Source organism: Gordonia sp. NPDC003425, assembly GCF_053588635.1.
Map to the genome: position 1 here is coordinate 31,250 of NZ_JBSFQI010000007.1, position 12,436 is coordinate 43,685.

The window sequence follows — 12,436 nt, forward strand, 5'->3', positions numbered from 1 at the left end:
CCCGTCAGTACACCGGCGGTTCGCCCTCGGCTGCGGGCCCCGGCTCAACCGGGGTGTGCTCGATGATCGCCTTGTAGGCGTGGTTCTCGTGGGTGATCATGCGCGCGAAGAAGGCGATGAACAGAATCACGGCCAGGATGAACACCACCCACACGCCCACCGAGTTGCCGCCGAACGTGAACACCACATCGGCATTGTCATATGAGTCGATCGGACTGAACATCTCAGCGTGCCTCCTCGGCGATCAGAATTGCTTTCTCCGTACGCATCATGGTGACCGGGATACCCTCCGGGTACGGCGTTGCAGGGACCTCGGTCAGATCCAGGCCGTGCTCTTCGACTTCGGCCGGAATCCGCAGCATGCCGATCTTCTTCAGCGCCAGCGAAACCAGATACGCCGGAATGAAGCCAAGGGCGACGAAGATGATCCCGCCGACGATCTGGCCCCAGAACGAGATGCTCGGGTTGCCATCGGTGTTGGGGTATCCGGCCAAGAAGATCCCCACCATGACCACCGAGTACAGACCGATGCCTCCGTGGACGGCCACCGCGCCCACGACGTCGTCGATCTTGAACTTCTCCAACAGTTTTCCGATGTAGGGCACGAGTGCCCCGGCGACGAGCGCGATGATGAAGCCCAGTGCGGGGTGGTAGAGATCCATGCCGGAGGCGACGCCGATCACGCCCGCGAGCCCGCCGGAGATGGTCCAGAACGGTTCACCGCGCGAGGTCATGTAGGCGCCGATGATGCCGCCGGCCAGACCCATCAGCGTGTTGAATGCGAACGCCGACAGGGTTGTCGGGCTTCCGTAGATGGTCGCGTAGCCGCCCGGCCCGTAGATCACACAGCCCATCAGGAAGCCGAAGAAGCCCGCGAAGATGAGCATCAGGCCGACCATGGTGAGGGGCAGGTTGTGCGGACGGATCGTCACGGCCGAGCCGTCCGGGCGGAAGCGTCCGATGCGCGGACCGAGGTTGATCAAAATGCCGAGCGCCGCGAATCCCGCGATGGTGTGCACACATCCGGCCGCACCCACATCGTGGAACCCGAGTTTGGTGAGCATCCACCCGGCACCGTGCCAGCCCCACGCGGCGCCGATTATCCAGACCACCGAACCCACCAGGACGGTGAGGATCAGAAACGCGCTCGTCCGAATCCGTTCCAGCACAGCACCGGACATGATCGAACCGGTGGTGGCGGCAAACAGCGCGAACGCACCCCAGAAGATGCCGCTCGACGAATCCTGCACGTTGGGGCCCATGTTGTCGCTCCACGGCAGTGCAGCCTTCGCGGCGTCGTTGAATTCGATGAAGCCGCTGGGCATTGCGTTGTAGAGGAACCATCCGACGAAGTAGAACGACGCCACGATCGTCGCGAATGCCAGCAGATTCTTCATCGCCGTGGCGAGGACGTTCTTGGAGCGCGACGCGCCGACCTCGTAGGCGAGGAACCCCGCATGGATGAGCATCATCAGGGCGATCGACACCCAGTAGAAGAATTCGTTGTTGACCGACGACATCGTGGTGATGGCGTCATCGACTTCAGGTGGCACGAGAGGACCTCCGCTATGACAAGAAGAGTTTCACACGAGTGTTCAATGCGCACCGACGGTGTACGCGAGTCTGACTCTAGGTGGGCAACGATCTCGTTCTCGTGCCCGAATAGTAAATACGGCGTAAATCGGTCAGATAATCAGTGGGGTGGTTTCGACAAGCTCAACCAGCGGGGGGCGGCTCAACCAGCGGCGGGTGGTTTCGACAAGCTCAACCAGCGGGGGTCGGCTCAACCAGCGGTGGGCGGCTCAACCAGCGGCGGGGTGGTTTCGACGAGCTCAACCAGCGGTGGGCGGCTCAACCGGCGGGCGGGGTGGTTTCGACAAGCTCAACCAGCGGGGGTCGACTCAACCAGCGGGGGGCGGCTCAACCAGCGGGGGGCGGGGTGGTTTCGACACGCTCAACCAGCGGGGGTCACCTCAACCAGCGGGGGGCGGCTCAACCAGCGGGGGGGCGGCTCAACCAGCGGCGGGTTACATCGACTCGAACGCCCTGCCGAGTTCGGCGGCGACGTCGATGATGCGTGCCTGCTGGGTCTCCGGGCTGGAGATCTGCTCGGCCACGTGGGCCGCGATGAAGCGCCGGATCTCGTCGTCGACCTGGGCCACCATGCGGATGATCTCCCCGCGCAGGTTGCGGGAGGAGACGCCGACGATCACGTCACCGGGAGAGGGAGGGTCCACGTCGATGCGCAGCATCAGAGGTTCGGCCGCGTGCACGACCATGGGTAAGGTCACCAGTCCACGCACGTCGTACACCACACTGTCGACCCGCAGGTCCACGTGCAGGCCGATGGCCAGCGGTATGTCGACGGTGAAGGTGATCAGGTCACCGATCTCACGCGTGATGCGCAGGTCGTCGATGTCGACACGAGCCGACACCCGCGCGATCCCGCGGGGCCCCGACGGGATGGGGCCGACCTCGAAGGAGTCTCCGGTGATGGGCGCCAACGCCGCAGCCACACGCTCCTCGGTGACGGCCACCTCGAAGAACCGTCGGCCGAACTCCTCGTAGCTCAACATCGACATCTCTACATCCTGACAAATACCGGCTGGCGCCTACCCGATGGTACGGATCGATCCGAGCGAAAACTGGCGCACCGCACCCGGAATGCGCGCCGCACACGTGGACAGCAGCGGCTCCGACATCACCTCGTCGACGATCACCTCCACCGGCTGCCCCGACGTCTCCAACACCACCACAACCCGGCCGTCACGTGAATCCATCTCGAGCGGGGGGTACGCGTCGAGGCGGTTGTCGCCGAAGCGCTCCCGCGCGAAATGCTGGGCGGCCTGCACCGCAGGGGCCAACGACGTCCGGCCGCGCAGCCGGGAATCGTTCACCCTGCCCGCCAGGTAGTCGGCGACCAGAGTCGCCGGGTCGGCAACGGTGTCGACGCGGCCGTAGCTCAAGCCGTGCGGCATGATCAGCATCGTCGCGGCGAATCGGTCACCACCGAGGTGGGAGCACTCCCACGTCCAATCGGGGTACATCGACGCCACCGCAACAGCGGCGCGCCGCCCACGCACGGCGCAACACTGGTCGTGCTTGCCGTGTGCGCACACCACCACCAGCGGCGTATCCGACTGCGCGCCGTCGGACCCGTCGAGCGCCAGGTCGAGATAGTCGCGAGGGCCGGCCACCTCGCCACCCACGACACGTTCGGACCCCGGGGTCGCCGACGCGATGAACCACCGCCACCGCGGGGTTTCGGGCCGCTTGCCGGGCCGCCTGATCGCCACGATCCGCATCCGGGCCGACTCCACCCGTCGCACGATCTCCCGGCCCAGGCCGGTGTCGAGGATGCGCGGCGATTCCAGGAACGCCGACGGCCCCCAAGCGCCGCTGAGCTCCAAGAACACCCAGTCCGTCCCGGGCGAGGCTGTTCCGAACATGGGGTCGCCGCGGATCAGCGACTGATCACTACACGGGGTGCGGTCGGTCATCTCCGAACTCTACGAGGTGCGATCGACGACGATCACCGCTTCGCGCAGCAGCCGACGCACCAGCACCATGCCGTCGGCCTCATCGAGGCCGGGCAACGCGCCCGCGGTGTGCGACTGTCCGGAGTGCAGTGCCGTCACCGCACCGGCACAGAAGCCGGGGAATCCGATCGTGCGGTCGGGCAGGCGCAGTTCCACCCGACCACCGGTCTCGGTGACCGTCGCGATCAGGCCGTGCCGCCAGCGCACCGCAGTCTCGGCGTCGAGCGCAGCGATCGCATCGACGGTCGATAGGGGTCGAACGGCTGTCGGCCGTGTGCGGTTGGCGAATCGGGCGGAGAGTCGCTCTGCGGCGGCGTCGGCGAATTCCCGGCCACGGTCGCGCAGCACGTCGGCGAGAACCGACAACGTCTTGCCGGCGATGGCGGCCGCCTCGTCGTGATCGGTGAGGTCGGGTGTCATACGCAATGCAGCACGCAGTTCGGGGACGGACTTCCCGATCTCCTCGATCACGGCGGTCACCACGTCGAACTCGGTGACCGCGGCGACACCGATCGTGAGATGGATCGACGTCTCTCCGAGAGCCTTCGCCGAATGCAGCCACCCCCGGGGCAGGTAGAGGGCGTCGCCCGGTTCGAGCACCGTGTCGATGACGGGGCGCTCGCGCACCCGGGCATCGATGGCCGCCCGGTGGTCGGTCCACGGCTGATCGTGCAGCGGATCGGTGAACACCGGCGGGTGCACCGTCCAGTGCTTGCGCCCGGCGGTCTGCAACACGAAAACGTCGTGGACGTCGTAGTGCGGGTCGAAACCGCGATTGCTCTGGGGTGTGATGTAGGCGTTCGCCTGCACGGGGTGGCCCAGGTCGTCGACGAGGGCGCCCACGAATTCGATCACCGGCGGCCACAACCGGTGCAGGCCTTGCAGCACGATCGTTGCGCCCGCGGCGAATTGCGCGAGCACCTTGGCCGAGTCGACCTGATCGGGCATCTCGGCACCCAGACCGGCCGGCCCGAGGTAGTCGTCGCGGGCCAGCAACCCACCCTCGCGAGCCATCCGGATGAACGGCGCCCGCACCCCGCGTTCGGCGATCAGCTCATCGACCGTTGCGGCCGAGAGCAGATCGCCGAAGTCGCGGGGAAGCCGGGCGGAACGACTGAGCAAGGGGCGCCGCCCCCAGAAGTCGCGGCCGAATTCGTCGGAATCGACCGCGATACAACGACTCAGCATCGCGACTCAGGCGGTACCGTCGGCCCCGCCGTCGTGCCCATCGGGGTTCGACCCGCCGTCGGCAGGACCTTCACCCGCACTCGCGGTGCCATCAGCACCACCGTCATGCCCACCGGGGTTCGACCCGCCGTCGGCAGGACCTTCACCCGCACTCGCGGTGCCATCGGCCCCGCCGTCGTGCCCACCGGGGTTCGAACCGCCGTCGGCAGGACCTTCACCGCCCGCGCTGGATGTGGTGATGTCGTCGTCGTCGAGTGCCATCTCATACCTCCGTCGTGGTCCGGACACCCGCGTCGGATGCCTCTCCTCCACTATGTCGAGAACGCCACACACATGTGTCCGGTTCGCCCGCCTCGGCCGAAATTCGTTGCACAAACGATCCGGAGGACACGGTTTGGTGTCGGTCCGATGTCGCATACCCGAATCGGGACGGACGAAGCGCTCGTCGTGACGACACCCGTATGCTCGGCAGATGGGATTCGAAGGTTTCCCCGAGGCCGCCCTCGACTTCTACGACGACCTGGAGATGGACAACAGCAAGGTGTTCTGGGAGGCCCACAAGGAGGTCTATCGCAACGCCGTCGCCGCACCGATGCGGGAGTTGACCGCTGCGCTCGCGGATGACTTCGGCGAGGCGAAGATGTTCCGCCCGTATCGGGATGTGCGCTTCTCCCACGACAAGTCGCCGTACAAGACCCATCAGGGCGCCTACGTGGCGGTGGCCCCGGCGACGGGCTACTACATCCAGATCGGCGCCGCCGGAGTGCGGGTGGGCGCCGGCTTCTACGAGGCGTCGGCCGCTCGGCTCGCCGCGATTCGTGGAGCCATCGACCAGAACCGGTCGGGCCGCGAACTCGAGCGGGCGCTGGACGATCTGACGTCGCACGGGTGGGAGCTCGGCGGCGATCGGCTCAAGACGGCGCCTCGCGGATGGGACACCGGTCATCCGCGCATCGAGCTGTTGCGGCACAAGACATTGACCGTCATGCGGGATTACGGCTTCGATTCCGTGATCCATTCCTCGGAATTGGTCGACCGGGTGCGATCGGACTGGACCGAGACCCGTCCCCTCATCGACTGGATCATTCGACACGGCAATGCCTGACGATGTTTCTCGCACATCACATCTTTCGCGACATTGACGACATTCGCGACAACGGGCTTGTCGACACCGGATTGCGCGCAACAATGAATTGAATGGATTCACGAACCGAACAGTTGGACTACGCATCCTCCCAGGACCGGCGACTGCATCGCCATCTCGGTTTCTGGTCTCTCGTCGCCGCCGGGGTGGGCAGCGTCATCGGGTCGGGATGGCTGTTCTCCGCGATGTATGCCGCCCAGGCCGCGGGGCCGGCGGCGATCGTCTCGTGGCTCATCGGTGGCGGCCTGATGTTGTTGATCGCCTTGGTCTTTGCCGAACTCGGCCTGGTGAAGCCGGAGTCCGGTGGTCTCGTTCGCTACCCGCTGTACACCAACGGCAGGATGACCGCCAGCATCATCGGCTGGGCGATGTGGCTCTCCTATGTGGGCAATCCGCCGACCGAGGCCTCCGGTGTCGTGCAGTACGCGTCGGCCTATCTGCCCGGGGTGTTCTCCGACGAGAAGTTGACCACGTTGGGCATCCTGCTCGCCGTCGCGCTGATGGCAGTCTTCGTGGTGATCAACTATTTCGGTGTGGCGGTGTTTGCCAAGTCCAACAACGTGGTCACCGCCGTCAAGGTCTGCATACCCCTCATCACGGTGGCGTGTCTGATCGCGAGTGGCTTCGACCATCGCCATGCGGTGGGCTCGCACGGCGGGTTCGCCCCATACGGCTGGGGAGCGGCGCTCGGCGCGATCGCCACCGCCGGACTCGTGTTCGCCTACACCGGTTTTCGGAACATCATCGAGCTGTCCGGGGAGGCGCGCAATCCGCGCAAGCACCTCGCGCCGGCGATGATCGTCACGATCCTCTTCACCATCGTGCTGTATCTCGCGCTGCAGGTAGCGTTTCTGGTTGCGGTCCCCGACAGCACGCTGCTGCACGGGTGGTCCGGGGTGAACTTCGATTCGCCGTTCGCCGACCTCGCGCAACTGCTCGGCTTCACGTGGTTGTACTGGTTGCTGATCGCCGACTCGATGGTGTCACCGTCGGGATCGGGGATCGTGTACACCGCCGCCAACAGCCGAAACGTGTACGGACTGGCCAAGAATGGCTTCTTTCCGCGCTGGATGATGGAAGTGGACCACCAGCGCGGAGTGCCGGTTCGGGCGTTGATGCTCAATTTCGTCGTCGGCATCGGCTTCCTGCTTCCGTTGCCGAGCTGGCATGCCATCGTCGAGGTGATGAGTGCGATGGCGGCACTGACCTTCTCGATCGGTTCGGTCTCGGTGTTCGTCTTCCGCAACGTGGGGCTCGGACACGCATCGGCGCGGCTGCCGGGTATGCGAATCATCGCGCCGCTGGCGTTCATGGTGAGTTCACTGGTCATCTTCTGGGAACCGTGGGACAAGTTGTGGAAGACGATTCCGATCGTCGCAGTGGGCGGCGTGTGGTTCGTGATCACCTACTGGCGCGGTGAGCGCGATCCGGGGGACATCTCGGCGGGATTGTGGCTCGTCGCCTACCTGGTGTTCGTGTATGCCCTGTCGGCACTCGGGTCGTTCGGAGGCCATGAGTTCATCACCGCGCCTTGGGATTCGATCGTCGTGGCGCTCGGTTCACTCACCATGTATTTCTGGGGCGTGCGTGCGGGCACCGTCTTCTTGTCCAACCATCACAGCCTGCTGAACATCCTGCGCGCCGAAGAAGAGGAGGAGTCGCAGCGGCAGGCCGCGGTCGATGCCGCGACCTGACCCTGGTGGTCGGGTACGCCGGGTGGTCAGGCAGGCGGACCGACGACACCGTCGAGGTAGGACCAGCGGCCGTGCTCCCGCACGAACCTGCTTGTCTCGTGCAGCGCTCCCCGAGTGCCATCGGACCGGTAGTAGGCGGTGAACGCAACGGTGCCTCCGGTATCGGATAGTCCTCCACCAGTGCATGATTCGATGTCGAGCCGGTACCAGCGCAGCGAGTCGACGAGGTCGAGTTCGGCGGGACGGGTGTCGCGGTGCCAACTCGCCAGCAGGTGATCGCGGTTGCCCACGGCGAATGCGGTGAACCGCGACCGCATCAGCGCCTCGGCGGTCGGTGCGCCACGCTCACCGCGCAGCAGCGGGCCGCAGCACTCACCGAAGGTGGACCCAGAGGTGCAGGGGCACCGATCGTCATCGGCGGGCGTCGGATTCATCGCGCACAGCCTATCGCCTGCGGTCGGATGATCACCCAGCCGACTGCCAGTCGGGACACACGACGATGACAGCCGCGGGAGTTGTGATGGTGTCATGACCATTTGCACACAGCACGCCGACACGATCCTGCTCGTGATGGACGGCAGCGTCCGCGCTCACTCCGTCGCCCGGCAGGTGCTCTCGGCGGGCAAACACCTCGTTGTCACGGGAAGCTCCAGCCGAGATCTACTCCCCTACGTCGACGCCGCCGTGCACGACCGGACCTGGGTTGCCATCGCCGATCCGGCCTGCCCCGACCAGATCGACGAAGTGATCGACCGGGCGACCGAGATGTCGGGCCCGGTGATCATGATCGTGGACCCCGGAGGCCTGCTGACCGACGTCGCCACCGCGGACCGCCGCGCGGCGTGACCAAACCTGTCGTGACGACAGCTTTTCAGCGGGCCGGCACGACCGACTTCGCGAAGCCAGTAGAGCCACGCGCCGACATAGGTCGTGGCGTCGGTGTCGAGGTGCGGTGCGAGACCGACCTTGTTTGATCAAGACGACGTCGGCCGCCCGAAACATCACGCGGGCGCACGCATCATCGGTATCGTGACCGACGAACACCCCGGAATGGTCGTGGGATGCACCCCGTTCGGCACCGAACGCGTCATCGAACGTGAACTCGGCGAACAGCTTCCGCGCATCTGTTGAGACAGGAGACATCGTGACGCGTCAGGTGATCGTGATCGTGGGGACCGGCGGCATGGGTGAGGCCATCGCGCGCCGACAGGCCGCCGGTCACCATCTGATCCTCGCCGACTTCGACCAGGAGGCACTCGACCGCCGTGTGGATGCGCTCGCTGCCGAGGGCTTCACGGCCACCGGCCACCACGTCGACGTCTCGTCGGCCGACTCGCTGGGAGCACTCGCCGACGACGCCGCGGCGTCGGGCCCGGTGATGCACGTGGTGCACACCGCGGGTCTGTCTCCGGTGCAGGCGCCCACCGAAGCGATTCTGCAGGTCGACCTGTTGGGGGTGGCGCTGAGTCTGGATGCCTTCGGTGCGGTGATCGCCGACGGCGGTGCGGGCGTGGTGATCTCCAGCATGGCGGGGCATCTGTTCCCGCCCGTCACCGCGGAACAGGCCGGCGCACTGGCGCACACCCCATCCGCCGACCTACTCGGACTCGATTTCCTGCAGCCCGAGGCGATCGGCGATCCGGGCACCGCGTACGGGATCGCCAAACAGGCCAACCAGATCCGGGTCCGCGCGGCGAGCGTCGCCTGGGGCCGCCGCGGAGCACGAGTCAATGCGATCAGCCCCGGTGTCATCGGAACGTCGATGGGCAATGCCGAACTCAGCGGACCGAGCGGGGAGATCATGCGCTCGTTCATCGAGATGTCGGGCACCGGACGCATCGGGACCGCCGCCGACATCGCCGACGCCGCAGCCTTCCTCCTGAGCCCGGCGGCATCGTTCATCACCGGCACCGACCTCCTCGTCGACGGTGGTGTGGTGGCCGCGGTGACCACGGGTGCGCCGTGACCGACTCGTCGAATCCGGTTGTGGTGACCGGTGCGTGCGGCCTCGTCGGTTCGGCGGTGGTCGAGGCGATGTGCCGGCGTGGTTACCGCGTGGTGGCCACCGATCTGGACACCCCTGGCAATCGGAAGACGGCCGGCGGATTCGCCGCATTCGAGACCGCGTCAACGGGGACCGTCGACGTCCGGTGGGCCGACCTGACCGAATCCGACCAGGTGTCGAACCTGTTGACCTCGGTGCAACCGCAGGCGGTCATCCACCTTGCGGCCATGATCCCGCCCTTCTGCTATGCGCGACCCGAGTTGGCGCGCCGGATCAACGTGGACGCCGTCGGCCTGCTGGCCTCCGCGGCCGCGGCCTTGCCCGAACCGCCACGATTCGTGCTGGCGTCGAGCATCGCCGTGTACGGTCCGCGCAACCCTCATCGCCACTCCGGCCTACTCACCCCGCAGACTCCCACGCATCCGGTCGACGTCTACGGCGGGCACAAGGTGGAGGCCGAAGCGCTGCTCCGGGCGTCGGGTCTCGACTGGGTCATCCTGCGTCTCGGTGGCGTCCTCAGCGCACGGCAGGCGCTCGGGGTGGACCAGGACTTGATGACGTTCGAGGCCATCCTGCCCACCGACGGGCACCTGCAGTCCGTCGTCGTCGGCGATGTGGCCACGGCGTTCGCCAACGCCGTCATCACCCCTGAATCCCGCAAGGTCTTTTTGATCGGCGGCGACGAAACACACCGCCTGACCCAGGGCGAGATCTCCCGGCGTGCCGCCTCCGCGCTGGGCTTGATCGGCGGCATTCCGCCCGGCCGCACGGGCGATCCCGACGACGACTCGTCCTGGTTCGCCACCGATTGGATGGACAGTTCCGACGCCCAACGCGCCCTGGCGTTCCAACGTGTCACTTTCCCCGCACTGCTCGACCAGATGCGGGCACAGATCGGCCCGCTGCGTCACCTCGTGCCGCTGGCCGTCCCGGCCGCCCGCATCTTCCTGACACTGCGCTCCCCCTACCGCGGGTACCCGGGGCGGTATGCGAACCCCTGGGAACTCGTGCGCAAGCTGTGGGGAGATCCCGGAGCCGATCAGCCGGTGAACTAGTCTGGCGTGATGCCATCGTCGCCGTCGGGACGCGATGCGCGCCTCGACCGTGCCGGTGCGCGCGCCATCATCGCGGGAGTGCTCATCGCACTCGCTGGTGTCTGCTACTCGTCGTGGGTGCTGGAGTTCCTCTGGCACAGTCCGCTCGATCCGCTCAACAGCTTTCTGAGTGAACTCGACGCCGCGCATCGGCCGCATCGCGAGGTGTACGAGTGGGGCGACATCATCACGTCGATCCTCGCAGTACTCACCGCTGCAGTGCTGTTGTGGCCGCGATCGATCGTCTCGGGGGTGTATGCGCGCACAGCCGTCATCGCCTTCGCGGTCTTCGGCGGCGCGACGATCGCCGACGCGCTCGCCCCGATCGAGTGTGTCCCCGGTATCGATCCGGACTGCCCCTACGAACCGAGCGGCCTGCTCCCCCAACTCCACCACATCCACGCCCTGACCAGCACGGTCGCAGTGTTCGCGATCTTCACGACGATGATCGCCGGGGTGGTGGCGGCCTATCGGCAGGCGCCGTTGTGGCCGGCATTGCGGACGGTGGGGCTTGCCGTTCTCATCATCATCGCCGTCACCACGGCGTGGATGATGGCTGCCGACAATCTGACCGGCGACTACTATCTCGGGCTGGCCCAACGCATTCAGGTGGGTGGGATGTCGGTGTGGCTGGTGACCTGGGGCGTGTCGGTGGCCAGATCCCGGACACGGCGAGCGGTCGATCTCCAGCCGGTCGCTACGTGAGATCGATCTCGTAGACGATGAAGTCGTTGGCGGCGACGAGGTCGTAGAGCCGACGTGCCCGCTCATTGGTGTAGGCGGTCTGCCAGTAGACCTTGGGCAGCCCCTGCGCGCGGGCCCAGCCGACCACGTGATCGATGAGGGCGCGTCCGGTGCCCGTCCCGCGGACGTCGCCGGCGACGAACAGATCCTCGAGATAAACGTAGGGGTCGTCACTCCACGTCGATGCGTGGGTCAACCAGTGCACGATCCCCACGGCCCGGCCGTCATCGTCGCGCGCAATGGCCCCGTACATCGCGACGTCCGGGTCGAGGATGCGGGCATACGTCGACGCCGTCTGCTCGTCGCTCAAAGTGTGTTCGTAGAACTCGAGGTAACCCGCCCACAGCGGCTCCCAGTCGCCGCGGTCGGCATCGGTCAGCGGCGCAATCGTGCTGGACATGGTTTCACCTTGTCACGACATGCGGCGCCGGGCAGCGTCGGGGTAAGGGGCTGACGATAGCCTGACACAATGCTGATCAGCGGTGCCGGAGACTCCTACGCATACGAGGTCGGGGCTCCCGGAGTCGACGTCCTGTGGGGACTGTGGACCACTCACCGCGACGTCGACGGCCACGAAACAGAGTCCGCCGTCACGGCGGTTCCCGACGGTCCGCTGGGTATCGAGACACGGATCGCCCACGAACTGGCGTCTCGAGATGTGGTGGCCGTCAGCGGATCGATGTGGTCGCGCAGCGTTCGGCTCCGCGACGGGCGCACCGTCGACTTCGCCATCACCCTGGAGGTCACCGATTGGCGCTGTCTCGACTGCGGCCAGGACATGAGCGAGGTCGACGAGTACTACTTTCTGCGCGACGACGTGTGGCTCAGCGTCGTCCCCGGCCGTGCCGGCCACCTCTGCATCGGGTGTCTCGAGGTGCGCCTGGGCCGCGAACTCGTCGCCGGGGATTTCAAGGAACGACCGACTCTCGATGAGCGGATGACCGACAGGCTGCGCGAGCGGCTCAACCGCACCGCCGGTCCCTAGACTCCTCACTCTCCCCCCACAGGGGTGTCGACCACCGAGCGGG

The 12,436-nt window shown here is 66.3% G+C and carries 15 protein-coding genes; 7 read left to right on the forward strand and 8 right to left on the reverse strand.

Going from position 1 to position 12,436, the window contains the following annotated elements; genetic code table 11:
• Positions 1–4: 4 nt before the first annotated feature.
• The 6 genes from ACWDTD_RS10480 to ACWDTD_RS10505 form a co-directional block, all read right to left on the reverse strand.
• Positions 5–223 carry a hypothetical protein gene (locus ACWDTD_RS10480; RefSeq protein WP_449747042.1) on the reverse strand — a complete coding sequence of 73 codons (219 nt, stop codon included), beginning with the start codon at positions 221–223 and terminating at the stop codon, positions 5–7.
• A 1-nt stretch (position 224) separates the two neighbouring features.
• Positions 225–1,553 carry an ammonium transporter gene (locus tag ACWDTD_RS10485; protein WP_449747043.1) on the reverse strand — a complete coding sequence of 443 codons (1,329 nt, stop codon included), beginning with the start codon at positions 1,551–1,553 and terminating at the stop codon, positions 225–227.
• 474 nt (positions 1,554–2,027) lie between these two features.
• On the reverse strand, positions 2,028–2,582 hold the full coding sequence (locus ACWDTD_RS10490) for a hypothetical protein (protein WP_449747044.1): 555 nt from the start codon (positions 2,580–2,582) through the stop codon (positions 2,028–2,030).
• A 30-nt stretch (positions 2,583–2,612) separates the two neighbouring features.
• Entirely contained in the window at positions 2,613–3,500 is an 888-nt protein-coding gene (locus ACWDTD_RS10495; RefSeq protein WP_449747045.1) for a sucrase ferredoxin, read from the reverse strand.
• A 9-nt stretch (positions 3,501–3,509) separates the two neighbouring features.
• On the reverse strand, positions 3,510–4,727 hold the full coding sequence (locus tag ACWDTD_RS10500; RefSeq protein ID WP_449747046.1) for a cupin domain-containing protein: 1,218 nt from the start codon (positions 4,725–4,727) through the stop codon (positions 3,510–3,512).
• 6 nt (positions 4,728–4,733) lie between these two features.
• Positions 4,734–4,988 (reverse strand): BatC protein, encoded by a 255-nt coding sequence (locus tag ACWDTD_RS10505; protein ID WP_449747047.1) that lies wholly within the window; start codon positions 4,986–4,988, stop codon positions 4,734–4,736.
• A 211-nt stretch (positions 4,989–5,199) separates the two neighbouring features.
• On the opposite strand from ACWDTD_RS10505, the gene ACWDTD_RS10510 reads away from it, so the two are divergent.
• The gene (locus tag ACWDTD_RS10510; protein ID WP_449747048.1) at positions 5,200–5,832 is read left to right on the forward strand and encodes a DUF2461 domain-containing protein; all 633 of its coding nucleotides are present in this window, start codon (positions 5,200–5,202) and stop codon (positions 5,830–5,832) included.
• A gap of 92 nt (positions 5,833–5,924) precedes the next feature.
• On the forward strand, positions 5,925–7,565 hold the full coding sequence (locus ACWDTD_RS10515) for an APC family permease (RefSeq protein ID WP_449747049.1): 1,641 nt from the start codon (positions 5,925–5,927) through the stop codon (positions 7,563–7,565).
• A 26-nt stretch (positions 7,566–7,591) separates the two neighbouring features.
• Here ACWDTD_RS10515 and ACWDTD_RS10520 read toward each other — a convergent pair whose 3' ends face one another.
• Positions 7,592–7,999 carry a YchJ family protein gene (locus ACWDTD_RS10520; protein ID WP_449747050.1) on the reverse strand — a complete coding sequence of 136 codons (408 nt, stop codon included), beginning with the start codon at positions 7,997–7,999 and terminating at the stop codon, positions 7,592–7,594.
• 94 nt (positions 8,000–8,093) lie between these two features.
• Here ACWDTD_RS10520 and ACWDTD_RS10525 point away from each other — a divergent pair, with 94 nt between their 5' ends.
• The 4 genes from ACWDTD_RS10525 (at position 8,094) to ACWDTD_RS10540 (ending at position 11,369) form a co-directional block, all read left to right on the forward strand.
• Entirely contained in the window at positions 8,094–8,411 is a 318-nt protein-coding gene (locus tag ACWDTD_RS10525) for a hypothetical protein (protein WP_449747051.1), read from the forward strand.
• A gap of 298 nt (positions 8,412–8,709) precedes the next feature.
• Positions 8,710–9,531, forward strand: coding sequence for an SDR family oxidoreductase (locus ACWDTD_RS10530; RefSeq protein WP_449747052.1), 822 nt, complete (start codon positions 8,710–8,712; stop codon positions 9,529–9,531).
• The gene (locus tag ACWDTD_RS10535) at positions 9,528–10,625 is read left to right on the forward strand and encodes an NAD-dependent epimerase/dehydratase family protein (protein ID WP_449747053.1); all 1,098 of its coding nucleotides are present in this window, start codon (positions 9,528–9,530) and stop codon (positions 10,623–10,625) included. Before ACWDTD_RS10530 ends, ACWDTD_RS10535 begins: the two co-directional genes overlap by 4 nt.
• A 9-nt stretch (positions 10,626–10,634) precedes the next feature.
• Positions 10,635–11,369 (forward strand): DUF998 domain-containing protein, encoded by a 735-nt coding sequence (locus ACWDTD_RS10540; RefSeq protein WP_449747054.1) that lies wholly within the window; start codon positions 10,635–10,637, stop codon positions 11,367–11,369.
• Here the strand turns inward: ACWDTD_RS10540 and ACWDTD_RS10545 are convergent.
• A complete protein-coding gene (locus ACWDTD_RS10545) occupies positions 11,362–11,808 on the reverse strand; it encodes a GNAT family N-acetyltransferase (protein ID WP_449747055.1) in 447 nt (148 codons plus the stop codon). The genes ACWDTD_RS10540 and ACWDTD_RS10545 overlap by 8 nt on opposite strands.
• A gap of 69 nt (positions 11,809–11,877) precedes the next feature.
• Here ACWDTD_RS10545 and ACWDTD_RS10550 point away from each other — a divergent pair, with 69 nt between their 5' ends.
• Positions 11,878–12,393, forward strand: a complete 516-nt coding sequence (locus tag ACWDTD_RS10550) for a hypothetical protein (protein ID WP_449747056.1) — start codon at positions 11,878–11,880, stop codon at positions 12,391–12,393.
• Positions 12,394–12,436: the final 43 nt, after the last annotated feature.